Source organism: Duganella sp. CY15W, assembly GCF_009857555.1.
Classification (GTDB): Bacteria; Pseudomonadota; Gammaproteobacteria; order Burkholderiales; family Burkholderiaceae_D; genus Rugamonas; species Rugamonas sacchari.
In genome coordinates this window covers 52,022-78,261 of the sequence record NZ_WWCQ01000004.1, presented here as the reverse complement: position 1 = coordinate 78,261, position 26,240 = coordinate 52,022, and the positions used below count along the sequence as shown (strand labels likewise).

The 26,240-nt window shown below is 56.5% G+C and carries 21 protein-coding genes; 12 read left to right on the top strand and 9 right to left on the bottom strand.

The window, feature by feature from the left end:
- Genes GTP58_RS20380 through mmsB form a run of 4 tightly spaced genes read left to right on the top strand, consistent with a single transcriptional unit; the run spans position 1 to position 3,938 of the window.
- Entirely contained in the window at positions 1–1,161 is a 1,161-nt protein-coding gene (locus tag GTP58_RS20380; RefSeq protein ID WP_161079003.1) for an acyl-CoA dehydrogenase family protein, read from the top strand.
- A complete protein-coding gene (locus GTP58_RS20375) occupies positions 1,158–1,943 on the top strand; it encodes an enoyl-CoA hydratase (protein WP_161079002.1) in 786 nt (261 codons plus the stop codon). The genes GTP58_RS20380 and GTP58_RS20375 overlap by 4 nt, the downstream gene beginning before the upstream one ends.
- Positions 1,936–3,036 carry an enoyl-CoA hydratase/isomerase family protein gene (locus GTP58_RS20370; RefSeq protein ID WP_373924760.1) on the top strand — a complete coding sequence of 367 codons (1,101 nt, stop codon included), beginning with the start codon at positions 1,936–1,938 and terminating at the stop codon, positions 3,034–3,036. The genes GTP58_RS20375 and GTP58_RS20370 overlap by 8 nt, the downstream gene beginning before the upstream one ends.
- A 14-nt stretch (positions 3,037–3,050) precedes the next feature.
- A complete protein-coding gene (mmsB, locus tag GTP58_RS20365) occupies positions 3,051–3,938 on the top strand; it encodes a 3-hydroxyisobutyrate dehydrogenase (RefSeq protein WP_229215677.1) in 888 nt (295 codons plus the stop codon).
- Here mmsB and GTP58_RS20360 read toward each other — a convergent pair.
- Entirely contained in the window at positions 3,933–4,829 is an 897-nt protein-coding gene (locus tag GTP58_RS20360) for a LysR family transcriptional regulator (RefSeq protein WP_161079000.1), read from the bottom strand. The genes mmsB and GTP58_RS20360 overlap by 6 nt on opposite strands.
- Positions 4,830–4,928: 99 nt before the next feature.
- On the opposite strand from GTP58_RS20360, the gene metE reads away from it, so the two are divergent.
- Both metE and GTP58_RS20350 read left to right on the top strand, forming a co-directional pair.
- Positions 4,929–7,223, top strand: a complete 2,295-nt coding sequence (gene metE / locus GTP58_RS20355) for a 5-methyltetrahydropteroyltriglutamate--homocysteine S-methyltransferase (protein WP_161078999.1) — start codon at positions 4,929–4,931, stop codon at positions 7,221–7,223.
- 78 nt (positions 7,224–7,301) lie between these two features.
- Positions 7,302–8,084, top strand: coding sequence for a CPBP family intramembrane glutamic endopeptidase (locus GTP58_RS20350; RefSeq protein WP_161078998.1), 783 nt, complete (start codon positions 7,302–7,304; stop codon positions 8,082–8,084).
- Here GTP58_RS20350 and GTP58_RS20345 read toward each other — a convergent pair.
- Together GTP58_RS20345 and GTP58_RS20340 are read right to left on the bottom strand one after the other, a co-directional pair.
- Complete coding sequence (locus GTP58_RS20345) at positions 8,056–11,031, bottom strand: sensor histidine kinase (protein WP_161078997.1); 2,976 nt, start codon at positions 11,029–11,031, stop codon at positions 8,056–8,058. The genes GTP58_RS20350 and GTP58_RS20345 overlap by 29 nt on opposite strands.
- Before the next feature lie 37 nt (positions 11,032–11,068).
- Positions 11,069–12,319, bottom strand: coding sequence for a GAF domain-containing sensor histidine kinase (locus GTP58_RS20340; protein ID WP_161078996.1), 1,251 nt, complete (start codon positions 12,317–12,319; stop codon positions 11,069–11,071).
- Between the two features lie 232 nt (positions 12,320–12,551).
- Between GTP58_RS20340 and GTP58_RS20335 the strand changes: the two genes are divergently transcribed.
- Both GTP58_RS20335 and GTP58_RS31815 read left to right on the top strand, forming a co-directional pair.
- The gene (locus GTP58_RS20335) at positions 12,552–12,947 is read left to right on the top strand and encodes a response regulator (protein WP_161078995.1); all 396 of its coding nucleotides are present in this window, start codon (positions 12,552–12,554) and stop codon (positions 12,945–12,947) included.
- A 512-nt stretch (positions 12,948–13,459) separates the two neighbouring features.
- A complete protein-coding gene (locus GTP58_RS31815; protein WP_202413795.1) occupies positions 13,460–14,188 on the top strand; it encodes an HNH endonuclease in 729 nt (242 codons plus the stop codon).
- Between the two features lie 83 nt (positions 14,189–14,271).
- Here GTP58_RS31815 and GTP58_RS20325 read toward each other — a convergent pair whose 3' ends face one another.
- The 6 genes from GTP58_RS20325 to GTP58_RS20300 all read right to left on the bottom strand — a co-directional run bounded on the left by GTP58_RS20325 (position 14,272) and on the right by GTP58_RS20300 (position 17,614).
- The gene (locus tag GTP58_RS20325; protein ID WP_161078993.1) at positions 14,272–14,598 is read right to left on the bottom strand and encodes a hypothetical protein; all 327 of its coding nucleotides are present in this window, start codon (positions 14,596–14,598) and stop codon (positions 14,272–14,274) included.
- 244 nt (positions 14,599–14,842) lie between these two features.
- Complete coding sequence (locus GTP58_RS20320; protein ID WP_161078992.1) at positions 14,843–15,385, bottom strand: hypothetical protein; 543 nt, start codon at positions 15,383–15,385, stop codon at positions 14,843–14,845.
- A 68-nt stretch (positions 15,386–15,453) separates the two neighbouring features.
- Positions 15,454–15,708 carry a hypothetical protein gene (locus GTP58_RS20315; protein ID WP_161078991.1) on the bottom strand — a complete coding sequence of 85 codons (255 nt, stop codon included), beginning with the start codon at positions 15,706–15,708 and terminating at the stop codon, positions 15,454–15,456.
- Positions 15,709–15,961: 253 nt separating this feature from the next.
- On the bottom strand, positions 15,962–16,465 hold the full coding sequence (locus GTP58_RS20310) for a hypothetical protein (RefSeq protein ID WP_161078990.1): 504 nt from the start codon (positions 16,463–16,465) through the stop codon (positions 15,962–15,964).
- Positions 16,466–16,683: 218 nt separating this feature from the next.
- Complete coding sequence (locus tag GTP58_RS20305) at positions 16,684–17,103, bottom strand: hypothetical protein (protein WP_161078989.1); 420 nt, start codon at positions 17,101–17,103, stop codon at positions 16,684–16,686.
- Between the two features lie 82 nt (positions 17,104–17,185).
- Positions 17,186–17,614, bottom strand: a complete 429-nt coding sequence (locus tag GTP58_RS20300) for a hypothetical protein (protein ID WP_161078988.1) — start codon at positions 17,612–17,614, stop codon at positions 17,186–17,188.
- Between the two features lie 511 nt (positions 17,615–18,125).
- Here GTP58_RS20300 and GTP58_RS20295 point away from each other — a divergent pair.
- From GTP58_RS20295 to GTP58_RS20280, 4 genes are all read left to right on the top strand, one after another.
- A complete protein-coding gene (locus GTP58_RS20295; protein ID WP_161078987.1) occupies positions 18,126–18,635 on the top strand; it encodes a hypothetical protein in 510 nt (169 codons plus the stop codon).
- A 38-nt stretch (positions 18,636–18,673) separates the two neighbouring features.
- The gene (locus GTP58_RS20290; protein WP_161078986.1) at positions 18,674–20,014 is read left to right on the top strand and encodes an FRG domain-containing protein; all 1,341 of its coding nucleotides are present in this window, start codon (positions 18,674–18,676) and stop codon (positions 20,012–20,014) included.
- Positions 20,011–24,231: a hypothetical protein gene (locus tag GTP58_RS20285; RefSeq protein WP_161078985.1), complete on the top strand. Its 4,221-nt coding sequence runs from the start codon at positions 20,011–20,013 to the stop codon at positions 24,229–24,231. Before GTP58_RS20290 ends, GTP58_RS20285 begins: the two co-directional genes overlap by 4 nt.
- Before the next feature lie 70 nt (positions 24,232–24,301).
- Positions 24,302–26,230 carry a protein kinase gene (locus GTP58_RS20280; protein WP_161078984.1) on the top strand — a complete coding sequence of 643 codons (1,929 nt, stop codon included), beginning with the start codon at positions 24,302–24,304 and terminating at the stop codon, positions 26,228–26,230.
- Positions 26,231–26,240 lie beyond the last annotated feature (10 nt).

Genomic DNA, 26,240 nt, shown 5'->3' with positions numbered 1-26,240 from the left:
ATGGACTTCGCGCTCAACGACGAGCAGCGCGCATTTCAACAAGCCGCGCGCGATTTTGCCGAAGGCGAGCTGGCGCCACATGCCGCAGGCTGGGATGCGGAAAGCGTGTTCTCGCGCGAGGCGCTGGCCAAGGCGGGCGAACTGGGATTCTGCGGCCTGTACACGCCGGAGAATTTCGGCGGCCTTGGCCTGACACGGCTGGACGCCTCAGTGATATTCGAGGAACTGGCAGGCGGCTGCACTTCCACTGCGGCCTATCTGTCAATCCACAATATGGCAACCTGGATGGTGTCGCGCTGGGGCACGCAGGCGCTGTGCGGGCAATGGGTGGCGCGGCTGGCTGCAGGGGAAGCATTGGCCAGCTATTGCCTCACCGAGCCGCAGGCCGGATCGGATGCGGCTTCGCTGCGCACACGCGCTGAACGCCAGGGCGACCATTACATCATCAATGGCAGCAAGGCCTTCATCTCCGGCGCAGGCAGCACGGATCTGCTGGTGGTGATGGCGCGTACCGGCGAAGCTGGCGCTGGCGGCATCTCCGCGCTGGCCGTTCCCGCCGATACGCCCGGCATCAGCTTCGGCAAGAACGAAGAGAAGATGGGCTGGAAAAGCCAGCCTACCCGCACCATTCACTTCGACCGCGTCGCCGTCCCGGTGAGTCACCGCCTGGGCGAGGAAGGGCAGGGCTTTGCGATTGCCATGAAGGGGCTGGATGGTGGCCGCATCAACATCGCTGCCTGCTCGGTCGGTACGGCGCAGGCGGCGCTGGCGCGCGCCGGCAACCACATGAAAGAGCGCGCGCAGTTCGGGCGCGAACTGGCGCAGTTCCAGGCGCTGCAGTTCAAGCTGGCCGACATGGTGACGGAACTGGTCGCCGCGCGCCAGATGGTGCGGCTGGCGGCATGGAAGCTGGACCAGGAAAATCCGGACGCCAGCGTGTTCTGCGCCATGGCCAAGCGCTTCGCGACCGACACCGGCTTCAACGTCGCCAACGATGCGCTTCAGCTGCACGGTGGCTATGGCTACATCCGCGAATATCCGCTGGAGCGCCATGTGCGCGACACGCGGGTGCATCAAATCCTAGAGGGTACCAACGAAATCATGCGCGTGATCGTGGGCAGGGCTATCCTGCGCGACGGCGCTACGGAGACTTTAAAATGAAATCAAGCTACGCCAATCTGCAAGTTGAACGACGCCAGCATACCGCCATCATCACGCTGGACAACCCGCCCGCGCACACCTGGACGCTGGACAGCCTGGCCGCGCTGGCCGAACTGGTGACCGACCTGAACGCCGAGCGCGATATCTACGCGTTGGTGGTTACCGGCAGCGGCAGCAAATTCTTCTCTGCCGGTGCGGATCTGAAATTGTTTGCCGACGGTGACAAGGCGGTGGCGCGCGCCATGGCCCAGCGCTTCGGCCAGGCATTTGAAGCGCTGGCCGGCTTCCGTGGCGTCAGCATCGCCGCCATCAACGGCTATGCCATGGGCGGCGGCCTGGAATGTGCGCTGGCCTGCGACATCCGTATCGCCGAAGAGCATGCGCAGATGGCGCTGCCGGAAGCGACGGTCGGCCTGCTGCCATGCGCGGGCGGTAGCCAGCGCTTGTCCTGGCTGGTCGGCGAAGGCTGGGCCAAACGCATGATCCTGTGCGGCGAACGTATCGATGCTCAGCGCGCATTGTCCATCGGCCTGGTGGAAGAAGTCGTCGCCAGCGGCAGCGCACTGGAAGCGGCACTGGCTCTGGCAGAGAAAGCTGCGCGCCAGAGCCCGAGCAGCGTCGCGGCCTGCAAGACACTCATCGATGGCGCACGCACGCTGCCGCCGCAGCACATGCTGCCGCTGGAGCGTGAACGCTTTGTCGACCTGTTCGACACGCAGGACCAGAAAGAAGGTGTACAGGCCTTCCTCGAAAAACGTACTGCGGAGTGGCGCAATGCCTGACATGAACCCTGACGCTCCGGTACTACTCGAACAGCGCGCCGGCAATGGCGGCCTGCGTGTCGGCATTGCGACGCTGAATGCGCCGGCCAGCCTGCATGCGCTCACGCTGGAAATGATACGCACGCTGTACATCGCCCTGCGCGACTGGGCCTCCGACCCGGCCATCGCTTGCGTGGTGCTGCAGTCCAGCACCGACAAGGCCTTTTGCGCAGGCGGCGATGTTCGCAGCCTGCGCAATGCCATCCTGGAAGCGCCGCAGGCCATGCCGAACCCGGAGGCGCTGGCCTTCTTTAGCGAAGAGTACCGGCTGGACCATCTGATACATGTGTATCCCAAGCCGATTGTGGTGTGGGGTGGCGGGATTGTCATGGGCGGCGGGCTTGGCCTGCTGGCGGGCGCCAGCCATCGCGTGATGACGCCGACCACGCGCATCGCCATGCCGGAAATTACCATCGGCCTGTTCCCGGATGTGGGCGGCAGCTGGTTCCTGCCGCGCATGCCCGGCCGCACAGGTCTGTTCCTCGGGCTGACTGGCGCCGCGCTGAACGCACACGACGCGCTGTTCACAGGGCTGGGCGACTACTTCATCGCGCAAGAGCAGCGCAACGATGTTATCGCCGCGCTGTGTGACGCCGACTGGCGTGATGATGCACACAGCGTCGCCGACAAGGTGCTGCGCCGCGCCAGCCTGAGTGCGGACGCGTTGCCGGAGTCTGAAGTGCGCCGGCATTACGACACCATTAACGCGCTCACCTGCGCGCGCAAGCTGGAGGATGTCGTCACCGCCATCAAGGCTTACGATGGCGACGCGGTATGGCTGCAACGGGCAGCGGCCGCGCTGGCCAAAGGGGCGCCGTCGTCGATTGCACTGGTGTGGGAGTTGCAGCGACGCGCGCGGCATCTGAGTCTGGGCGACGTGTTCCGCATGGAGCTGGTCGTCGCATTGCAATGCTGCGCCCACGCAGATTTCGCCGAGGGGGTACGCGCACTGCTGGTTGAGAAAGACAACCAGCCGAAATGGGCACCACTGAAAAACATCGAAGAATATTTCGCATCGCCGTGGCAGCAGCATCCACTGGCCGATCTGCGCTAAAAAAGGAGACAACCATGCAGCACATCGCTTTTATCGGACTGGGAAATATGGGCGCGCCAATGGCGCACAATCTGCAACGCGCCGGCTATCGCCTGTCGGTATTCGACTTATCCGCCGCCGCAGTGGATAGCCTGAGCAGTGCAGGTGCGCGGGCTGCTTCGTCGGTGGCGGATGCCGTACGTGAGGCGGATGTCGTCATCACCATGCTGCCTGCCGACCGCCATGTCCGCGAGCTGTATCTGGGCGAGAGCGGCGTGCTCAAAAACGCCTTGTCCGGCAGCCTGCTGATCGATTGCAGCACCATCTCCGCCGATGTCGCGCGGGAAGTCGCCAGCGCCGCCGCTACTGCCGGCATGGCGATGATTGATGCGCCGGTGTCCGGCGGCACGGCCGGTGCGGCAGCGGGCACGCTGACCTTTATCGTTGGCGGGGATGCGGCGGCGCTGGACCGCGCACGCCCTGTCCTGGGCAGCATGGGCAAGAACATCTTCCATGCCGGCGGCGCCGGTGCAGGGCAGGTCGCCAAAATCTGCAACAACATGCTGTTGGGTATATTGATGGCAGGGACAGCGGAAGCCCTGAATCTGGGCGTGGCGCATGGCCTCGATCCGAAAGTCCTGTCGGACATCATGGCGAAGAGCTCCGGCCGCAACTGGGCGCTGGAGCTGTACAACCCGTGGCCGGGGGTGATGGAGAACGCGCCGGCGTCGCGCGGTTACAGCGGCGGCTTCGGCGCCTCGCTCATGCTGAAAGACCTGGGCCTGTCGCAGCAAGCCGCAGCCTCCGCGCAAACGGCGACGCCGCTGGGCAGCCTGGCACGCCAGCTGTATCAGCTTCACCAGCAGAACGGCAACGGCGCGGATGACTTCTCCAGCATCCTGCGCCTGTATCACCGCTCATAAAGGGTAGCGGTCGGCCTGGCGCGCGAACTCGATGAAGGACTGCAGATAGTCGGTGCTGTAGTCCGATTCGCGCGCGCCGAGGTAGATGTGTTTCTGGATGCCGGTGGGACCCAGCCGCAAGGTGCGCAGTTGCAGATGCGGTGCGTAGTCTGTCACCAGCCACTTGGGCAGCGCTGTCACGCCACGGCCGCTGGCGACCATTTGCAGCATGATGTCGGTGGTCTCGATGGTCTTGTGCTTGCGCGGCGCCACGCTGGCCGGCAGCAGGAACATATTGTAGATGTCGAGCCGCTCCACCGGCACCGGGTAGGTGATGAGGGTTTCTTCATTCAACTGCTCGGGCGCCACTTCTTCCTGCTTCGCCCACGGGTGGTCTTTGTGCACCACCAGCACCTGCTCGTAGTCGAAGACCGGCTCAAAACGCAGGCCGGGTTTGAGTAGCGGATCAGGCGTCACCAGCAAATCGATCTCGAAACCGAACAGCGCGCCGATGCCGCCGAACTGGAATTTCTGCTTCACGTCCACGTCCACCAGAGGCCAGGCGGCCAGGTAGCGCGAGACGATTTTCAACAGCCATTGATAGCACGGGTGGCACTCCATGCCGATGCGCAGCGTACCGCGCTCGCCCTGGGCGAACTGGCGCAGGCGCTCTTCGGCCAGTTCCAGTTGCGGCAGCATGCGCTGGGCCACGGCCAGCAGGTACTGGCCCGCTTGCGTCAGCCGCAGGTTGCGGCCTTCGCGCAGCCAGATGTCGGTGCCCAGCTGCTGCTCCAGCTTCTTCATGCTATGGCTCAGCGCCGATTGGGTGACATGCAAAACGTCTGCGGCGGCGGTCAGTGAGCCCTGTTTTTCAACCTCCAGCAGGGTGGCAAGGTGGATGCGTTCCAGCATGATCGATGAATTTTGCTCATGGATGTGTGAGAAAAGACCATTTTACTTCATTGATTGCGCTATTTACCATGCGTGGATTGAATTCTTTTGGAGCACACCATGACCATCGTCCACAACCTCGGTTTTCCCCGTATCGGCGCCAGGCGCGAATTGAAGTTTGCGCAGGAGGCTTACTGGAAGGGCGAATCCTCGCGCAGCGCGCTGCAGGCCGTGGGCGCCGATCTGCGCCAGCGTCACTGGCAGCATCAGTCGGGTCTCGACCTGGTGCCAGTGGGTGATTTCTCGTTCTACGATCAGGTGCTGGACATGAGCTTCACGCTGGGGAACCTGCCGGAGCGCGTGCGTGACTTCCACGGCGACCAGCTGGATAACTACTTCCGCGTGGCGCGCGGCAGGTCGGCGCAAGGCGCTGACGAACATCACGCCTGCTGCGGCGGCGTGGCCGCTGGTGAAATGACCAAATGGTTCGACACCAACTACCACTACATCGTGCCGGAGTTCACCGCCACCACCGAATTCAAGCTGGATGCCTCGCGCCTGCTGGCGCAACTGGCGGAAGCCAAAGCGCAAGGCGTCAAGGCCAAGCCGGTGCTGGTTGGTCCGGTGACGTATCTGGCGCTGGGCAAAGCCAAGGACGATTCCGACAAGCTGGCCTTGCTGCCATCGCTGCTGGCGGTGTATTCGCAGCTGCTGGATATGCTGGCGGAGCAGGGCGTGGAGTGGGTGCAGATCGATGAGCCTATCCTCGTCACCGAACTGGATACCGACTGGCAGCACGCTTTCAACCTGTCCTACCATCAGCTGAAACCTTGCCGCGTCAAGATCCTGGTCGCGACCTATTTCGGACAACTGCAGGAAAACCTCTACCTGCTGGCCAACTTGCCAGTCGCCGGGGTGCACGTGGATGCGATCAACGGCCAGGACGACGTGCGTCCGCTGCTGAATCTCCTGCCGGACCACAAAGTGCTGTCGCTGGGCGTCATCAATGGCCGTAACATCTGGAAGACCGATCTGGTCAAGGTGCTGGACTGGCTGGAACCGCTGGCCGAGCGTCTCGGCGACCGCCTGTGGATCGCGCCATCGTGCTCGCTGCTGCACGTGCCGGTGGACCTGAACAGCGAACAGAAACTGGATACGGAAATCAAATCGTGGCTGGCCTTCGCGCTGCAAAAGCTGGAAGAACTGCACGTGCTGGCGCAAGCGCTGCGCAATGGCCGCGACGCCGTGAAAGCCTCGCTGGACGCGAACCAGACCGCACTGGCCGCGCGCCGCGCTTCGCCGCGCGTCAACAACCCGGCCGTGCAGCAGGCCGTCGCCGCCATCGATGCCAACCTGGGCGCCCGCAAGAGCAGCTATTGGAAACGCGCTGGCAAGCAGTCCGCGCTGCTGAAACTGCCGGCCTATCCAACCACCACCATCGGCTCCTTCCCGCAGACCGCCGAGATCCGCCATGCCCGCAGCGAGTTCAAGGCCGGCAAGCTGGATGACGCAGGCTACAAAGCCGCGATGCAAGCGGAAATCGGCCGCAGCGTGCGTGAACAGGAAGCACTGGGCCTGGACGTGCTGGTGCACGGCGAGGCGGAGCGCAACGATATGGTCGAATACTTCGGCGAACAGCTGGAAGGCTATGCCTTCAGCCAGTTCGGCTGGGTGCAGTCCTATGGTTCGCGCTGCGTCAAACCGCCGATCCTGTTCGGCGACATCAGCCGCCCGCAAGCGATGACGGTGGAGTGGATCAGCTACGCGCAGTCGCTGACCAGCAAACCGATGAAAGGCATGCTGACCGGTCCTGTGACGATTCTGAACTGGTCCTTCGTGCGCGACGACCAGCCACGTTCGGTGTCGTGCAAGCAGCTGGCGCTGGCAATCCGCGCAGAAGTGCTGGACCTGGAGCAGGCCGGTGTCCGCGTGATCCAGATCGACGAGGCCGCGCTGCGTGAAGGCCTGCCGCTGCGCAAGTCGCAATGGCAGGAGTATCTGGACTGGGCCGTCGAGTCGTTCCGCATCACCGCCAACGGCGTGCAGGATCAGACCCAGATTCACACCCATATGTGCTACTCGGAGTTCAACGACATCATCGCGTCGATCGCCGACATGGATGCGGACGTGATTACGATTGAAACCTCGCGCTCGGACATGGAGCTGCTGGATGCCTTCGACAACTTCAAGTACCCGAACGAGATCGGCCCTGGCGTCTACGACATCCACTCGCCCAACATCCCGACCCAGGAGCACATCGTGCAGCTGATGAAAAAGGCGGCCGAGCGCGTGCCGGCGGAACGCCTGTGGGTCAACCCGGACTGCGGCCTGAAAACCCGTCAATGGGCGGAAGTGATCCCGGCGCTGACCAATATGGTGGCTGCCGCCAAAGCCTTGCGCCAGGCCGCTGCCTGAGTGCAGCCCAGGCGCAGCAAGGGGCGCACTCACGTATAATCGGCTGATTGACGGCCACCGCCCCTTGCGGCTTGACGAATGAAGCGACTGCATATCACCTTGCCTTTGTCCCTGGCCGCACTGGCCGTCTGGCTGATGTTGACCTTGGGCGGCCGCTGGCTGGAGTCTGGCGGTCATGCGCAGTCGCTGGCGGATGCGGCGGGCGGCAGCATCGGCTGGTCGTGGGCTGTCGCCGCGCTGTTTGCGGCTGCGCTGGTATTTCTTGCCGATGATCGCCGTGGCGCCGGCGTGCAGGCGCCGCAGCCGCTGCAATCCGCACGGCTGGTCTGGCTGCCGTTGCTGTACTCCTTGCTGATGCTGTTCCTGGCCTGGGCCGGCGGAATGCCGCCGCGCGGTGTAGTGCTGGTGGTGGCCTGTAATACGCTGCTGGTGGCGCTGTCGGAAGAACTGATGTTCCGCGCCGTGCTGCTGCAGGGCTTCCTGGACCGGCTGACGGTGTGGCCGGCCGTGCTGACTTCTTCCGCCGTATTCGGCATCGTGCATGCGGCGAACGGATTTGCCTCCGGCGATATCAGCGGCGCGCTGTGGCAATCACTGGCCGCCGGTCTGCAAGGTGTGGGCTATGCGGCGATCCGCTTGCGCACCCGCTCCATCTGGCCGATGACAGTGGTGCATGCGCTGTGGGACTTCTCGCTCATGACCTCCATGCTGGCCGCTGCAGCCGACGGCGAAGGATCCATACTGCCGTTTGCCGCCTTGATCGCGGTGCTGCCATTGTGCCTGTACGGCCTCTATCTGCTGCGCCGCATGCATGGGCAACCCGCATTGCCCGTCAGCCCTCGTATGCGTTCCGGGCTTTGACGGTCAGCACCACTTCTGTTCCCTCGCCGGGTTGGCTGAGGATGGAGAGCTGGGCCTTCATCGACTCTGCCCGTTCGCGCATGCCCACCAGGCCCCAGTGGCCGGGACTCTGTCCGCTGGCCAGCGTCTGGTGATCGAGGCCGCGCCCGTTGTCTTTGACTTTCAGCGTGAACAGGCGAGGGGTGTAATGCAGCTCCAGCCAGATGTTGTCGGCTTCCGCGTAGCGCGCGGCATTGAACAGCGCTTCCCGGCCGATGGCATAGATCTCTTCATACGCCTTGGACCGCAGGCGGCAAGGCGTGCCGGTGATCCTGACGCTGAACGCGTGCGCGCCGTGTTCGGCCTGGCCCTTGCCGAATTCTCCCAGCGTCAAGCCCAGATCATCGGACGATGACGAGGCGCGTAGGTCCATGATCTGGTCACGTCCCTGTGTCAGCAACTGCTCCGCCATATCCAGCGACTTCTCCATGCGTTCGCGTTCGCGCGATCCGGGTTCGTATTTGTTGGCGAAGCTCTGGAAGGTCATGATGAGGCCTTGCACGCTTTGCAGCAGCGTATCGTGCAAGGCGCGGGCGATGCGCGAGCGCTCTGCCATGCGCGCCCAGAAGGTCTCCTGCATGCGGCGCTTGATGACACGCACGCGCAGCTGGTAGGCGGCGTATCCCAGCAAGGCGATGCCCAGCGCCACCAGCAGCATGAACCACGGCGTTTGCACAAACGTCGGCGGAATGCTGATATCCAGCGCCGCGCCCTGCGTGTTCCAGACGCCATCCTCGTTGGCCGCAATGACTTCAAAGCGATAGTTCCCCGGCGGCAGATTGGTGTAATACGCCTCCCGGCGGCCGACCGGTTCCTCCCATTGATCTTCCAGGCCCACCAGCCGGTACTGGAAGCGCACGCGTTCCGGTATCGACAGGCTTAGCGCGGTAAAGGAAATGGTCAGCTGCTTGCTGCCCTTGGGCAGTACCAGCGCTTTCACATCATCGACCAGGAATTTTTTGCCACCCGATTCCGCCCCGCGGATATATACCGGCGGCGGCACCGGGTTGCGCCGCACATGCGACGGATCGATGCTGGCCACAGTGTAGTCGGTGGTGAACCAGAGCTGGCCGTCCCGCGTACGCATCAGCGAGGGATTCGATGGCAGCTGCTGCGCGTGGCCGCGCAAGCCATCCAGCGCGTCGAAGCGCTCAAAGTCCACGGCCATGCGACTGTCCTGCAGCCACGCGGCAACCGCACCAGCGTTGATGCGGTAGATGCCGTCCGCACCGTGCAGCCACAATTCGCCATCCGGCAGCCGGACGATGCCGGAGACACCACGGAATACCTCGTCGTTCTTGCCTTCGAGCGCGGCAAACCGGCCGTCGCGATACAGGTAGACGCCACGCTCGCCACCTACCCACATGGCATTGCCGTCGCGGTATAGCTGCATGATGATGCCCGCGCCCAGGCCATTGCTGCCGTCCAGCCGTTTCAGCGTGCTGCCCTGTTCATGTTCGCTGACCAGGCTAATCGTATTGTTGGCGTGGCCCAGCCACACCGTGCCTTGCGCGTCCATGGCCATCGACGTGGTCATTTCGCGTGGCATGCCTTGCAGGCCGCCGTCCCGTATCCACACGCCGTTGACGACCTTGAACAGGTCGCGGCCATGGTAGGACACCCAGACATCGCCGTGACGGGTGGACTGGATGGCGTGCATCAAGCGGTTCTTGAAACCGTCCGGCGGCGCAATGGCTGTGACCTTGCCATCGAGCGTGCGGTGGCGCAGCGCCTTGTTCCATGAGTACCACAGCGTGCCGTCGACCGCCCAATGGCTGGCGCCGATCCGGCCGTTCTCCACCAGCCGCGATGTGCCATCTGGATTCACGCTGCGCAGGCCATTCCAGATATCGCCGATCCACAGTTCACCGGCCGGGCCATGCAGCATGGCCGGGCCTTCGAGCTGCAACTCGGGCAGCACGGGCTTGAGCCGGTTGGGCCGCAGCCGGTCCACGCCGGTGGCTGTGCCGATCCAGATGCTGCCTTCGCGGTCCTGAAAGATCGCTCCTGGCGTGGTGCCGCTCAAGCCGTTCTGCGGCGTGAGTTTTTGTGCCGGCGAGGAGGGGCCGAAGTCCAGCTTGCGTTCTATCCCCTCATTCAGCAGGAGCCACATCACGCCATCGCGGTCGAAGCGCATGCCACGTCCTTTGAGTGCCGGCTTGGCGCTTGCACTGGCCTTGGCCGGCTGGCTGGTGCTGACGCGGTAGTAGTCATTGTGCGGATCGCAGGCCCAGATGGTGCCGTCCGGCGCCTCGCCCATGGCGTACAGCTGCGTGTGCGGCCATGCGGGCGTGAAATTGCTTGCGCCCGGACGGCGGTAGTACATGCCCTCGATGGTGGCGATCCATTGCGTGCCATTGCGGCTGAACAGAATCTGGAATACCGAGATCTCGGGCAGGCCCACGTTGACGCCCAGCTTCTCGACCTTGCCGCCGCCGGGCAGCAGGCGCGCGGCGCCGCTGCGTGTGCCGACCCATACCGAGCCGTCCGGCGCGGGCTCGATGTGATAGACGATACCGTTTGGCAGGCCATCGGCTTCGGTATAAGTGCGCGTGTAGCCTTTGCGGAACACGCTGACACCGCCCAGCTGATAGCCGACCAGCAGCGCACCATCCGGCGTGGCCGCCAGGCCGATCAGGATGTTGGACTGCAGTGGGTGGCCGTACACCGAGTCCACGCGCTCAAAGCGCACGCCGTCGTAGCGCCACAGGCCGGTGGGGGTGGCGATCCACAGCCAGCCGTCCGTGGTCTGGGCAAACTTCATGACATCGACCGGCGCGCCATCGAGCACGCCCCATGCCTTGTGGTTGAAGTCCGATAGCAAGGGCATGGCGGGCGCCGCTGCCGCCAGCGCGCTGGCCAGCAGCAACACAATCAAAGTGAGCCGCCTGATGTGGGCAATAATCATCAGCTAGTTGCAGTCTGCCGTTATGGGGAAAGCAGCACTATAGCTGATGGGGCAATTCCACAGTGAAGGTGCTGCCCAGGTTCGCGCCCGCGCTGTGCGCCGTGACCGTACCGTGGTGCAGCTGGACGAACTGGTACACCAGCGCCAGTCCCACGCCCATGCCGCTGTAGCGTGGCCGGTCGCTCAGCGCCACCTGCATGAACATATCGAAGATGCGCGGCAGTAGTTCGGCCGGAATGCCGATGCCGGAATCGCTGACCTTGAGCGAGACGCACTGCGCCAGCTGGCGCGCCTCCAGCGTAATCAGGCCGCCGCTGGGGGTGTACTTGACCGCGTTGTTGAGCAGGTTGACCAGCACCTGCGTCAGTTTGGTGCCGTCGCCTTCGAGCCGGATCGGCGTCTCGGGCATGTCAACGATGAGGCGATGCTGTTTGTCGCGCAGCGCCGCGCCGCAGCTGTCCAGCGCGCGGGTGACAATCTCCTGCAGCACCAGCGCCTCCCGGTGCAGCGTGACATGGCCGCTCTTGATGCTGGAGATGTCGGTCAGGTCGTTGACCAGCGCAAGCAGCTGCGCCAGCTGCCGTTCGATGCAGTCGATGGGCTTGCGGTAGGCCGGCGTCGCTGCGCTCAGGTGCTTGAGCAGTTCGGTGGACGCGGTGATGGCCGACAGCGGGTTGCGCATCTCATGCGACAGCGCGGCGAGAAAATGGTCCTTGCGCTGGTCCTCGTCGCGCAGGCCATTGACCACGCCCACGGTTTGCGTGGCGATGGCGGCAAACTTGGTGATGCTGAGCACCTGGCGCAAGTCTTCGGCATCGAAGGTCTTGTGTTCATCGTGGCTGACCACCCACACGGTACCGGCCGGGCGGCCGCCGCGGTGGAACGGCACCAGCAGCAGCTCCTTCACAGGCAGGTCCAGCTCGCGGATATAGCGGTAGTGCGCGGCCGGGCGGTGCAGCAAGATCACGGCATTGCGCTCGACCACCTGGCTGCACGGACTCACATCGTAGGGCACGGTGCCGTTCAGATAGCGCTCCAGTGCGCCCGCCGTGGCGATCCAGCGGAACTGGTGCTCGCCGTTGCAGTCCTCTTCGATGCTGATGCCGGCGGAACCGGCTTGCGTCAGCCGCATGGCCGTGTTGGCCAGTTCCTGGGCGATGTGGTCCGGCCGTTCCGCCAGCGTGTCGGCGAGCCAGGCCAGCGCTTCGTTTTCACTCTGGTAGTCCGGCGCGCGCAATTTCCTGGTATGCAGCTCAGCGCTGAGGTCGATGCTGGAGAAGGAAGTCATGCTCTGGGTGCACATTCTGTGAGGCGGCCGGCAATATGACATGGGTGGTCCGCCGATTGTACGCTGCATTTATGCAAGTGCCGCGCCGCGCTGGAAACATCTTGGCGACATGGCGCGCACTGTTGCATAAATCACAGCAGGCGTTGCCAGTTGGTCCGTATAATGACCTCAGCCATGTTTGTCACAGAACCGACAGGCCCGAATTTTTTTAGCTTCTACGACCGGAACCGCCGTGGCCTCGCAGCTCGCATCAAGAAAGATTCTGATTGTCGATGACAACGTCGACTCCGTAGACCTGATCGCCGATCTGCTGTCGATGTACGGTCACGTCACCGCCAAAGCATATGGCGGCGCCGGCGGCATCGAAACCGCCATCAACTTCCAGCCGGACGTCATGCTGGTCGACCTGGGCATGCCCGAGGTGACCGGTTATGCTGTTGTCAAAAAACTGCGCCAATATCCCCAAATGGATGACGTCGTCATGGTGGCCTACACCGCGTGGGACGACGCCACCACCCGCAAACAGACCAGCATCGCTGGCTTTGATGAGCATCTCGCCAAACCTGCGGACATCGAGCGCCTGCTCGAAGTAATCTCGCTCACCCGCCCAAAACCGCAAGTAATCTGAGTTAGCTTGAATAGCGGAGTTACAAAGTAAGCGGCGACGTGCTGCCTCTTTCGGCTGCGCACAAAAACATCATGAATACGCCGTGCTGCCGCGGCCAGCAGGGGCAGGGCCTACCGGCCGTCCAGAACAGGAATGCGCAGTTGCATAGGAAAACGGCTGGCAAGGATTGGTCGGGGCGAGAGGATTCGAACCTCCGGTCTCTACGTCCCGAACGTAGCGCCTTTTAAAATAAGAGGTTGCTGAACGTTCTGATTTATTCTATCACTCCCTTTAAAATCATAGGGTTATATTTTTGTTCGTTTCTTTTCGCGAAATTTCGCGAGCCTGAATGAACGACCAATTGGCACAGATTTGGCACAGATTGGCGCAGCTCTAGGTTGGGCCGCGAACTCAGCCTTTCATGTCGTCGGCCATTTTGCGAATCTGAAGTTCGAGAGGTAAAGTGTCGCCCGATATGAAGCTATATAAGGGCGAAGATGAGAGACCGCGATGTGTACTATCGAGCAGTGCACGTGAAAACGAGATGGCGTAAGGTGAAGGGTCATACGTCCATCGATAACGCACTGTATGGGCCACGAGACGGTGCTCCAGGGCTTTTTTCCAATAAGGTCCGCATCAATTACGTGCAGCACGGAGTTCCGTTGTTTGTCTTGGTCTGGAGGGATGGGGAAGAGTACGGGTACGTAGCAAAGCCAGATGCGTCTGAATCGACAGGAGTGACTGTTCGGGAAATCCCGGTAGACCAGTTGTTGCGGTACGAAGAAAGCGGGGAAGCTCCGATTACTGAATTGCAGTCTTTCTTCGTAAGCGCGGCGAAAAGTGCTGAAGAGAGTCCATCCGTTGCCGAGCAGGCGAAAGTGCTGCCCGTAGAGGAGTTTGTTGCGGAAGAGGGTGGGTTTGTACTGGCGGTGCATATCGAGCGTGAGCGAGACAGTGCTCTGGCCGCGATGAAGAAGAGAGCCGTGCTAGCGGCCTTAGGATATTTGAGATGTGAGGCCTGCGACTTTGATTTCTCTGAAGTCTATGGCGAAATTGGTGAGGGATTTTGTGAGGTACATCATATTCGTCCGCTCTCTGAACGAGACGTGGCCGAAGGCACTGGGCTGGAAGATTTAGCTGTGCTTTGCTCCAACTGCCACAGCATCATTCATCGCACATCGCCGCTCTGGACAGTTTTGGATTTGAGGGCGCATTTGGCGCATGTCAGATGGAGTCGATTGAATGATGCTGTAGCTAGGTAGCCCTAATGGGCTGGACGTTCAGTTCGGTACTTCGTGATGTCGATACGGTTTAAAGCGTGATTGTTCGGGTGCTCGAAGGCGAGTCATGCGAAGGTCAAGGTTTTGCGCTGGCGGGCTAACATGCGCTGAACGGCGGTCGTTTGCCCCATTGTTATGCGCGGTGATTTTTTTGCTCGTTGTTCGGTTTGGATTTTCGGTTCGGTTACTTCTCGAGCACCTTCGTCATCGTGATTGCGGAAGCGGTCATCGAACCATTTTCGGAACATATCCGGATGCCACCGAACCATACCGCCAATGTGCGTGGGCTTCAGCACGGTACCGTTTTGAATCATGATTTCTACTTGGCGAATCGAGCAGCCCAGGGCTTCCGCGATATCCTTTTTTTGCAGCGCTTTAATTGGTGCGGTCATAGTGTCGTTTGACTTTGTAAGTTAATTTGGTTGGGGTGTTGGCGTTTTGATGCGACATGAGGTTGTTCCTTTCTCTGATTGCGAATTGAGGGATATCTGAATGGAAAGGGCTCTTCCTGCCGTTGCTGCTCGGGAGCTCCTGCATAGGATGGAGTCCTCGCTGGCGAACATTTTGAAGAAATCTGTCCGTAAAAAAGCCGCACTTTCAGCGCTGAAAGTGCGGCATCACTAGTGTGAGCTTTGCTTAGTGAACGGTCTGTGGTACCTCGGAGACATGAAAGTATTTCGCTTCGTGAGACGAGCTATCGAAGACTTCAACTAACACACGCTCGGCGTCTGCACCGCGTTCCTTCACTGCTTTATAGGCACGGTCGGTTGCCTCATGGAGCACCATCTCGGTCTCTGGGAATTCTTCGGCCAGACCACCGTTATGTCCCCACCAGCGCTTAGCGTCTGCAATGCAGGAAGCCTTCGTAGTTCCTGCACCCCAAATCAGTTGAGGTGAGCGTGCAATGTACTTTCCGGAGAATTTCGGGAGTCGTTCCTGATATTGTTCGAAGAGAGCTTTGACGACGTCTGCGTCAGCAAGCTGTTCTGATACGAAACCAAGTTGAGACTTCGTGAAGTCGTACTGTGTATCGAGGTCGCGTTTTATCGATGTAGCGAAACGTTCTAGCGGGACGGGATTGAAGGTGTCTTGCAGGGACTCAACCCATTCGTCGACTTCGTCACCAAAGGCGTACCAATAAATGTCATTGCCAAATTCGTCTTTTTTCGTTTGATTCATATTTTTCTTTCAGTGATTGTTTGATGAGCTGCGATGCCGCAGCCCGATTGATTTGCATTTCTAGTCGCTCAGTCTGCTTCGTCTTCTTCGAGTTGGAGCCGGAAGTAGCCAGCTTCAAAATCTTCTGCCCACTGCTTCGCGGTTTCATAGCCTGTCGTTTGTTTTTGGTAGTACGGTTTGCCAATGCCCTCATAGCGACGGCTAACGCTCACGTTATCTGAGTTGCACGGGTCATAGAAGATGTCCACGTTGTTGTAACCTGCGGCGATGAGCGCTTCGTTGACGGTGTCGATGTTGCATGGGGTTGGAACGGTAAAGGTCATTTTTCTCCAGTTTTTAGATGTAAATTTGAAGTCGGGTTAGGCGCCAGAGCACCGATTGGAATCCTGTGGCATCTGCCGTCCTGTAAAGAGTAGGTACTCGTTTTAAACGGCGCGTACTGTCAGTGCTCAACCAAGCATTGCGCTCATTAGCGCGAAAAAAAGACCGCTCATGGCGGTCTTGGATTGCGCTTCTCGATGCGCTCACGCAGTACATTGCAGCTCTTCAACTGCCAATGAGCTTTCTGTCAGGCTATCAGTTGGAATTTTTTAAGAATGCGCCTGATGCAGCTTGCAGCTTGTGCATAGTCTTCAGGTCCTTTGAAGAGTTATGGCGCTGAACGATGTCGCTGAGTTCTTCAGGCTGGAATGCAGTCAAGGCTTCTTTAATCTTAGTGAAATTTTCTCGTACCAACTTCTGGACTAGCGCGGCCAATGCCTCGAACTCTTGTGTGTCTGGGGCGTTGAGCTTGTATTGGATATGACAAATAACGAACCATTCAACGAAGTGTGTTACGGCTGCGTCGCTGTCGCTCAGGCGTCCCAAATCAATTAAGTGGTTATTCACTCGATAGAATTCGTCAAAGTTGAGATATTGAGCGTCAATGACCTGCGAGGAAAACATGAAGTGTGGAAATTTTGGCACGAGCGTTTTCAGCACGTAGTCTAGATTGAGCATGTCTTGCAGGGCTTTACCTTCAGAAGGAGTAGAGCTTTTTGGGCTGTGACGCATGGTGTTTACTTGGTTGGTGTTATTCATAGGTTTTCCAATTAATTTGTGGGTTGTGATGATTAGCTTTCAGTCCCCAGCGCGCGTTTTGGAGCCGAGGGGTAGTAACAATACTCTATGGCAACTCTGATGTCAAATTATTAATTCTCCAAAAAACTGTTATTTTGGAGGCTCGTGTTCCGTGCATATTTGTCGGCGTCAGACGCTATGGGTGGTATCGAGCGCAGCCTGTCGGAGTCCGATAAATGCTAGTGCTTGCCGACGGCGGGATATGTGACAAACTGCTTGAAGTAGGTGACGGCCGTTTCGGAGCTGGAGAACGTGGCGTCTCGTGTGGTGCTCCGAAGGTGCTCTGGCAGCATGCCAGCGACAAATTGATATTCGGCGCTGTTCTTGGCGTCCGGTTGAGTCTGCAATTGAATAAATCCCATCAGGACGTCATGCCAGACGATTTGGTCTTCGATTGCTCCAAACGGTCTATCGTGGGTGCTCTCCTCTGGCGAGACTGTGTCGATGAGTTGGACGAAGCTCTCAATTCCGATTTCGTGTATTGCACATGCCAGTTGTTGTCCGCTGGTGGTAGCGAAGGCGAGCTCACCATTCACGAGCAAGTTGACCACGAGGAAGCCCGGAGCGTTTCGGGAGGTATTCAGTTTGATTTGATTCATATTGTTTATTCTGTTTTTGAGTGCCAGGTATGGGCGTAAAAAAAGCCGCTGTCTGCGGCCGTCGTATTGGGTGATGTATTACTCAGACAATTGGGTAGTAGATGAACTGCTTGAAGTATTCGATGTCTTTCTCAGAGCATTCGGTTGCTTCAGGACCTGGCCCAGTCACCAGGCCTTGGGGGAGAAGAGTACGAACCAGATGATATTCAGGGTCGTTTCCTCCGCCCGACAGCATTGCCAACATCATTCCGCCTGTCAGGTTGCCGATGAAGACACTCTCCTTTGCGCTTCTTCCGAATTTGTGACCCAAGAAGGCTCCGTTCTCGTCGACCGCAAGTGTAAATCCAGCTCCTGAACTTTTAAGTCCAGTAATTCCCAGCGCATGCAAGGCGCAGCCAAGTTGATAGCCTTTCGAAGTGGCGAAAATCTCTTCGTCATTGATGTACAAGTTGGCGACCAGTGCATGGGAAGAGTTGCGGGACATGCTCAGTTTGATTTGGTTTGCGTTCATATTTTGTTCCTTTGTTTGTTCTTGAATTTTAGGTAATAGGGTGCCTCAGGCGTTGGCCAGGTGAGAGGCGAACGCGAAGCGTATGGTGTAACGCGCGCCGAGTGGCATGCGGTGGGCGTTACGAGCAAATTGTTAAAGAAGCAATGATTGGATTAGTTTTTAAGCCAAGCGGAGCCGTAGGCTCTCACTAAAAAAGGCTCGAATGTCGCGGAAAGAAGAACTCTCCGGAGGGTGAATTTTGTGACGCAATACTACTAAAACCACTAAAACTACTAGCAATACCAATACCGCCGGTGCTGCTTTAACGCTTACTACATCCTCAGAACTGCACTGAGGAATTAATAATGCCATACGGCAATTCTAATGTCAACACTGTTTGCTTTACCAGAAAGACTAGTTGGTATGTTGTAATTTTTTCATCCAAGGAGTATCGTCCAGCTATATGTGTTTTCTTGGCAATTTAAGTGATGGTAGGGCTTTGCCATCGTGAGCTAGATTTGAGGAAAGTTATATGGCTGCACAAAAAATCCCCCGTGAAACTCTGGGACTTGCGGGGGAGTTCGCCGTCGCGAGTGAGCTTTGTAAGCGAGGGGTGTATGCGCAGCTGACATTGGGAAATCGCAAGCGCACGGACCTGTTAGTTGACAACGGAACGGATGTCCTGCGTGTTGAGGTTAAAAGTAAACAAGGCCCAGAGTGGCCAGGAGTGAAGGGCATCAGTCGGGACGATGCAATCATCGTCTTTGTCGACTTTGCGGCGAAAAGTGTTCTCCAACGTCCCGACTTTTACATTCTTACGTTCAAAGACTGGAAGGCGTTCGTCCGTAAGAAGCGCAGAGATAGCCCGCCAGGTTCGGTCGAGTTGACGAAGGACTTTTCATTGGTTTGGAACGATGGAAAGTATGTTGGCGTTGGGATACGACCCAAGCATATCGATAAGCATTTTGAGGCTTGGGGTAAGTTTGGTCTTCCTGACTCGCTTGATGCTGGAGTACTCGAGGACCTCCCGCGCAACGATTAGTGCGGTTTGTCTAGCAGTTCGATTTCTGTAGGAGCCGTATGTTCAACTATCTTGTAACCTCCCGAAATGGTGCTTGGAATCTTGGATTCTACGAATGGGACAAGTCGCGAATTCTCGAATTCACCGAGAGCGGTATTTCCGTAGATTTTGAGAAATTGGGACAGAAGGAAATGGAGGCGGTTCGGAACTATCCATGCCTCTTCGCGTATGAAGGCTCCAGCGAGCCTTTGAGGGTAGGGCGCATCACTTCATTCACTATCCGCGCAACGACTATACTTATCGAGTTTGAGTTCGATGACGAGATTCCTGAAATTCCGTTCGAAGCAATATCTGTCATCTTTGAGCTATTGGATATTCGGAAGTGGGAACTGACCAGAACGCATTGGGCCATTAAGGATGCAGACCTCTTGGAGCGCTTGCGCCTGCACAATCTCATTCCTGCACGAGCGAACAAACTCAAGGGCATCACCAAGCCCGAGGTCCTTCCACCTCCTGGAAAACATAAGAATCCCCTCACGTCGCTTCAACAATTCGTCGCTGCTGTGCTGCGCAGAAAATATGCGAAGGGCGAAGAGGTATTCTATCGGGGGCACTCGAGCCAAAGTCGCTACAAGCTAGAACCATCGCTCTTTCGTAAGGACCCAGACGGTAATTACATGTACCTCGCCAGCGAGCATTTGCTGTATCGTGAGTTACTGGTATCCAACGCTGCTGATTTTTCCAGTGATACATCTACACTGGACAGATTGGTCCGCATGCAGCATTTTTCGCTTCCAACTCGGCTTCTGGACATTACTTCCAACCCATTGATTGCGTTGTACTTCGCATGCAAATCAAATCCGGATGAAGATGGCGAGGTCATCGCTTTCGTGGTCAAGAGCGAACAAATTAAGTATTTCGATTCGGACACGGCCGGGTGCATTGCCAATCTTGCGCGGCTTCCCCGCGCCACTGATGACGACATTATTTTTCCTGTTTTAAAGCCGAGCGAGAAGCTCACGGAACCCACTATCGCAGCCTTTAATCAACAGCCTGTGATTAAACGACTGGTTCATTTTATCTGCGAAGAGAAGCCATTTTTTGAACCAAAGGTTAATCCAAATGACCTTAAGCGAATCATCTGCGTAAAGGGGAAGAAAACCAACAACCGCATTTCGTTTCAGTCTGGCGCCTTTCTTCTATTTGGCTTAGATGCGAAGCTGAACGAGACGGGGGACAAAGATGTCCGGATTGCGCGTTTCCGCATAGCAGAGAAGCGAAAAATTCTTAGAGACCTCGACGCACTAAACATCAACGAAAGCACAGTTTTTCCTTACATCGAGAACTCAGCCAAATATTTTGCGGAAAAGCTCAAATTTGATAAGGGTGGAGCAACGTGAAGCTAACTCAAAATCGCGATGCAAATTCGCCGGACAAGCTACTGAATTTGAACCGGGAATTCGCCACCAATGTTGGAGAAGATGATGACGGAGAATGGTCCCACTATTTTTCCTCAAAAAAAAACAACTTAACATGGGACTCGCTAGAGAGTCGAAGCGTTGTGGTGGTGCTAGGAGAAGCAGGCGTCGGTAAAACTTCGGAGTTCCTCAGCCGGGCGAAGGTCCTTCGCGAACGCGGGCATATGGCTGTGTTCGTAGCACTCAGTGGAATTATCGACGCACAGAGGTGGTCTCTTGGGCCGGAGGATGCCAAGATGCTCAAAGACTGGATGGAGTCGAAACAGAATGGGTATTTCTTCCTTGATGCGATTGATGAGTCTCGGCTGAAAGATAGTGGTGCTCTAATGCAAGCGCTGAATGCGGTGTATGAAAAGCTGCAAGACCACATGGAGCGCGCGTATTTTGTTTTATCAAGTCGGCACTCGGACTGGGCAGTATTAGACGTAAAGGAGGCGGTTCATACCTATCTGACCCGCCCTACGACAATCGCGCGACTACCTCCTGTTCGCCATAGTGAGCCATCAGAGAACTATGCACCCAGCGAAGAGAAAATCGAACGAATAAAGCCGATATTGCTGACGCCACTATCGAAGTCTGACCGCGAGCGTCTAGCGGAGCATTTCAGAGTTAAGGACAGCAGCGAATTTTGGACGGCTATCTCAGATGGTAACTACATGGAGATGGCCACACGTCCGAGAGACCTCAGTTGGCTCGTGGAGTACTGGAACGTTCATCGTGACCTAGGAGACTATTTAGCGCTGATGCAGGCATATGTGGGCGCTCGCTTAGTAGAACACAATGTCGCGTACAAAAAGGTAGCGCTTTCGAAAGAGAAGATTTGGTTTGGTGCTCGAGAGTTGGCCGCTGCGTCGGAAGTAACTAGTCTACCGTTTATCTCGCTTCAGGTTTCCCCAAGAGAGAACGAGCTGTCGGCGCTTGATGCACTACCCAAGTGGCGAGGGGATGAAATTGATTACCTTCTGAATGCTGCGATTTTCGATTTGTCGACCTATGACCGCGTCAAGTTCAACCATCGTTCGATGAAGGAGTTCTTGTTTGGCAGTTGGGTGGTGGAAAACCTAAAAGTTGGGGTTCCGTTTCACCTGTTGTGCAAGGTGTTCGTATCGGAAACTTATGGCGGTGAGGTGCTAGTCCCATCCAGACGATTTGCTCTTGCGTGGGCATGTTCGTTACACCCAGAATTTAGACAGTGGGCGGCGATTCATCATCCAGAAATTTATGTTTTCGATGGTGACCCTTCGCAGTGGGACACGGCAAGTGCCGAGACTGCGTTTGCGGGCTACATCGAAAACGTAGCGCAGGGACGTAGAGGCGATTGGGTAAACTCGCCTAGCGAAATTCGGCGGGCTACTGTCCGACTCCGGCCCAGCTTTCTTAGCAAACTGTTGCGTCAATATTCTGCTGATGATGGCCCTTGCTCGGTAATATTGAATTACATCCAGCATGGCGGATGCACCGAGTGTCTCCGTGCTACTCAGTTCATCGTTGATTCGACTCCCAAAGAAAGCTTCCGCTATCGTATGGCGATTTCCGTCTTGTCTGAGATTGGAACTTCGGCGCAAAAAAAACGCGTCAAGAAGGCGTTACTCGGTGGTGAATTCAACGAGAAGAACGACTTAATTGCAGAGGTGGTTGAAGGTTTTGGATTGGCGTCTTTTGACTTAGTTGAGATGACTACGATTATTGACCAGACAGCTGCGGAGGACCGATTTGGCGGAGGTCCAATGTCCCGTTGCCTATTACGTTTGCTCGAGAATGTTGATAGCTTGCCCGTGGCAGAAGAGGTCTTGGGTGCAGTCTTGGCGGGCCTTCCACCACTTCCTAGAGGACGGAAGTTTCGACCGTTCGATGAGCAGCCTCAAACAAGGAAAGCCTGGTTGTATGAGATATTTTTGGAGTCGTTTGCTCGCGTCTTGGAACTTGCTCCTAAAGAGTCTTCCGCTGCTCCGCTTCTGGTTGAAGCTGCACAGCATGTGGAACGGATACGGCATACCGAATACATCGACAACGATGAGGCATTGAGAATTCAGAAACTCATAAGTCAAATTCCCAAATTGCGTTGGAACTTGATAGAAGCCATAGCTCAGTCTGACTCACAAAATAAGTTATCAAGGCTGGAGTATGGGAGTCTAGTGTCGGTGTCTATTGCAGATTTAGATGACCTAATTGCACGCGCGAACAATCGACGACGGTCATCGAGTTATCGAGAAATTTGGTTTGCGATTGCGCATAGGGTTATTGTCCGTAATTTGAAGGGAACAACTAAACGGTCGAACCTTGAACGATTGTATATTGGAAAAGAGCGAGAGGAACGTATCGCGAAGGCATGCGGTTGGCGCAGAGACATGGTCAACGGAGTTGGGCAAATTAGGGAGTATCGTCGAGACTCAAGGAAGTCGAAACTCGACGCCAAGCAAAGTCGTTCAAAGAACATCGCCTTAATCACTGCGGACCTGCAACTGATTGAATGCGGTGACCGACCAAAGCTTTTTCAGGCGTTCCGTTACGTTATGTCAGAACTCCGAGGTGCGTTTTTTGACGGATTGGATTTCAAAAAAGTGAAGGCGGTGTTTGGCTCAGAAATTTCTGAAGCCTTATTCAAGGGGTTGAGTACATTTTTCAACTCCCTAGATATTCCGGACCCAGCTAACTTTTCTGATGGGACTGTTCCTTGGGATGTGTTGATGGCTAACGCTGCGGTACAAGAGGCGTTTTCGCGCGGGCTTTGGAAAACATCTCCTCCGATTGCCAAGCTTACTCGACTTGAAGTATGGACTCCGAATGGTCCGTCTGAGCTCTTTAAGTCAATTTCCGTTGGGCATGCGGCCGAAGTTGTTGGAAGCCTCGAAGACTGGGTGGTAGCTGAGGCGAAGACTCAATCTGCTGGGAAAGGTGTGCGTAGCTCAATTCGTTTTATGCTTCAACAAGAGCCTGGTGTTTGCTTCTCTCTGCTCGAAAAACTTAGGGCTCTGAAAGTTCCTTCAGGCGTTCAGCATCCGACACAACGTAAAGGGATTTTCGACGCGATGGTTCGCGAGAACTTACTGTCCTTCGTGGAGCAGGCGAAGATTGCGAAACGTATCGTCGTTGGTGGGGGCGAGAACGATGATTCAAGCCTATCCGTAGATTGGTTTCTCAGGTGGATGTTCGCTTCGCCACAAGCAGCTTGGGATTGGTATGAAGTGAACTTGGGTGACGAGACTTCAAAGCGCGTTGAGCAACTGATTCACTTGGTACAGTCTATCGGCAACCTTCGAGCTAAGCAAAACTTCAAAGGAGATGCAAGGGTAGCAGTCCTAATGGGACTTCACGCATCTTTGCGTTCCGTTAGCGCTGATTCCGAGTCCGATTCCGAAGCGTCACTTCATGAACTCTATTCCAGAATTCCTGGACTTATACGCGAAGAACAGGGAAGCGCGGCCAATATGGCTTTGGCGTCTTTGGCGCGTAGTGAGAAGAACCCATTCATGCGTAAGTGGCTGTTCGCTCAGCAGTTTGAACACTCAGCCAGCGAAGCTCAGGTGCAATCGGTCATTAATCCACAACAGCTGCACGATTTGGTATCAGGATTTGATTCTGAGCCAATGTCGGAGGAGGACCTGTTTCGCCAGGTTCTCGGCCGATTGGAAGAGATTCGCCTTGGCGTCGAGGAGGGACCATTTAGTGACCGTGTCCTTTTCAATGACGATACACCTGAGAAGAGCTTGCAGGTGTGGCTCGCTGCACGTCTAGCGGACAGACCGGCTACTAGACGCTTTGCTGTGCAGCGCGAAAGTGAGGTTGACGATGATAAGGAAACCGACATACAGATTGGCAGCAAAGGATTTACTGTTTGCATCGAGATAAAGCCGCTCAACACTAAACGATACTCTGCCGCAGAGCTTGTAGAGACTCTAAAGGAGCAGTTGTTGGGACAGTACCTTAAGGGGTATAACAGTGGACACGGAATTCTAGTCCTTTTCAGGATGGTGAAGCGAACTTGGAAGGTGGGTGGCAAGACTCGGCAACCGTTCGAGGCGCTTCGAGCCTATTTGGAGGAACAAGCTGAGTCCATTCTAGCTAAGCACAACAAGGGGCGTACGAACGTTCCTGTACGTGCGATGAAGATTTTTGACATCTGCTGCTACATCGACTGACTTATACACTTTCGAAGTACGTATTATTATCAGGCCTTGCGTCGCCAATTTGAAAATTTTTGAGGAATCGATGGCTCTTAAAAACCCTGGAAAACCCATTTTACAAGCCATGATTCCAAACACGTTTCTTGGCAAGCAAGTTGGAGCAGGAGGAAATGGTTGTGTGTATTTCGCGGTTCATCCTTCTCTAGGTGACATTGCAGTTAAATTCATGCTGAATGATGACGTCCGGCGATATAGTCGATTCAAGGACGAAGTCAAGGTAGTCACTAAGACTCTACTGGAGTTTGATTGCGTACTGCCTATCTTGGAGTCCAATCTCCCTGACACGAACGCTGGTACTTACCCGTGGTACATCATGCCCAGGGCACAAGGGTTGGCTGAATCCCTGAAATCCAAAAGTCCATTGGAGCGACTGAGTGCACTTGTCGATTTAAGCGACGCGCTGGTAAAGCTGCATTCGGTGAACGTAGCTCATCGGGACATAAAACCTGAAAACCTTTTTTGCTTCGATGGACGGTTTGTTTTCGGTGATTTCGGCTTGGCATCGTTCCCCGAGAAATCAGGGGTTACCAAGCAAGGTGAGCCGATGGGGCCTTTCGCATACATCTCGCCAGAAATGCTCTCGCAACCCAATGATGCTGACCCATTTAAATCTGACGTCTATAGCTTTGCGAAGACAGTCTGGACGGTTCTGACAGGCGAAAAATATCCATTTAGCGGCCAATATGACCGAAATGGGGAGGAAGGTTTGACGCATGTGCTAAGTGTTGGAGGCTTCGTTTTTGAGCCTTTGGAGAAGCTCCTAAGGGCTAGCACTTCGTCCACGGTCGCTTCGCGTCCGAATGCCCAGGAGTTCGCTCAAAGGATGCACGAGGTTTTGCGCGTCCAAGAGGAAATACTTGAATACAATCCGTTGCAGTGGGAAGCTGCCGAAGTCGACGCACTACTTAGTCACGGGGCTGAGCAAGTCATATGGCGGAACGCCTCGGAAATAGCGAAGGTGCTAGTAATACTATCGAGGCGAAATGGGCTGAACCATTTTTTTCTGCCCGGAGGAGGAGGACTTACACTCACCCATGCCTCGATTTGTGAAGGCGGAGCCATGCTCGACCTGGACTGCGATGGGAGCCATTTTGTTGTAAATCCTCTGCGCCTCACACTCGAACGCTTCCCTGACTATCCCAAGTACGGGTATGCAGTTTTGGAAGTGGGCGAGGCTGCTCCTCTTGGCGCCGACCTGAGGTACCGGAGCGACCGCTTTGAGTACTTGAGAAAAGTAGGGGATTTTGATTACGTTGTAAATGACAGTGACAATCCCGAATCCGAGATGCGAGGTGAGAGATGCGAGCGGTTTTTCGGCGCAGGCAAATTTATCATCGCACCGACTGCGGGGATTTATAACCAGGTTGATGGATACGATGGCTCGTTATTGGCGTTAGACCGCGAACACCTGAGAGCTCAATTCGATTCGCTTTTCGCGAAACTCACTGGAGAAAAAAATGTCCCTATTTTGGTACTTAGACCCTTCCCACGTTTGCTGATGTCTGACCAAGGTGCTCGTGTTCCCTTCAAGCTCGAGCACATTAGTGACGAGACGCTGCACAGTCTCTTACTTGCCGATAAGGCGCTTGCCGAGCGACACCGAGCAAGTAATGGAGTAGGTGGCCGGGTGCTTAGCGCTGCGGAACTCATGGACCGAATACGGGCTCCCCGAAGTGCCGAGGAAATCGAGGCCCGTCGATTGGTTCAGTCGCTGAGTCCAGAAGAGGGGGCCGAATACTTGGCATTGGCAAATATTGGCCGTGGCTATGCCAGCGTAGAAGATTTTGCAAGCGAGGTGGAGAGTAATTTGTTATCCCAACATCAATCGGAATACCTTGCTGAAAAAATTGGACACGGCTATTTGGGAAAAGCGTTATTGCAATTTGGGGTTGTGGCCATCTTTGACAGCTCTCCAGAAGTTCTTGAGGGGGATGCAGATGAGCTCGACTGGTAAAGGTTGTGAA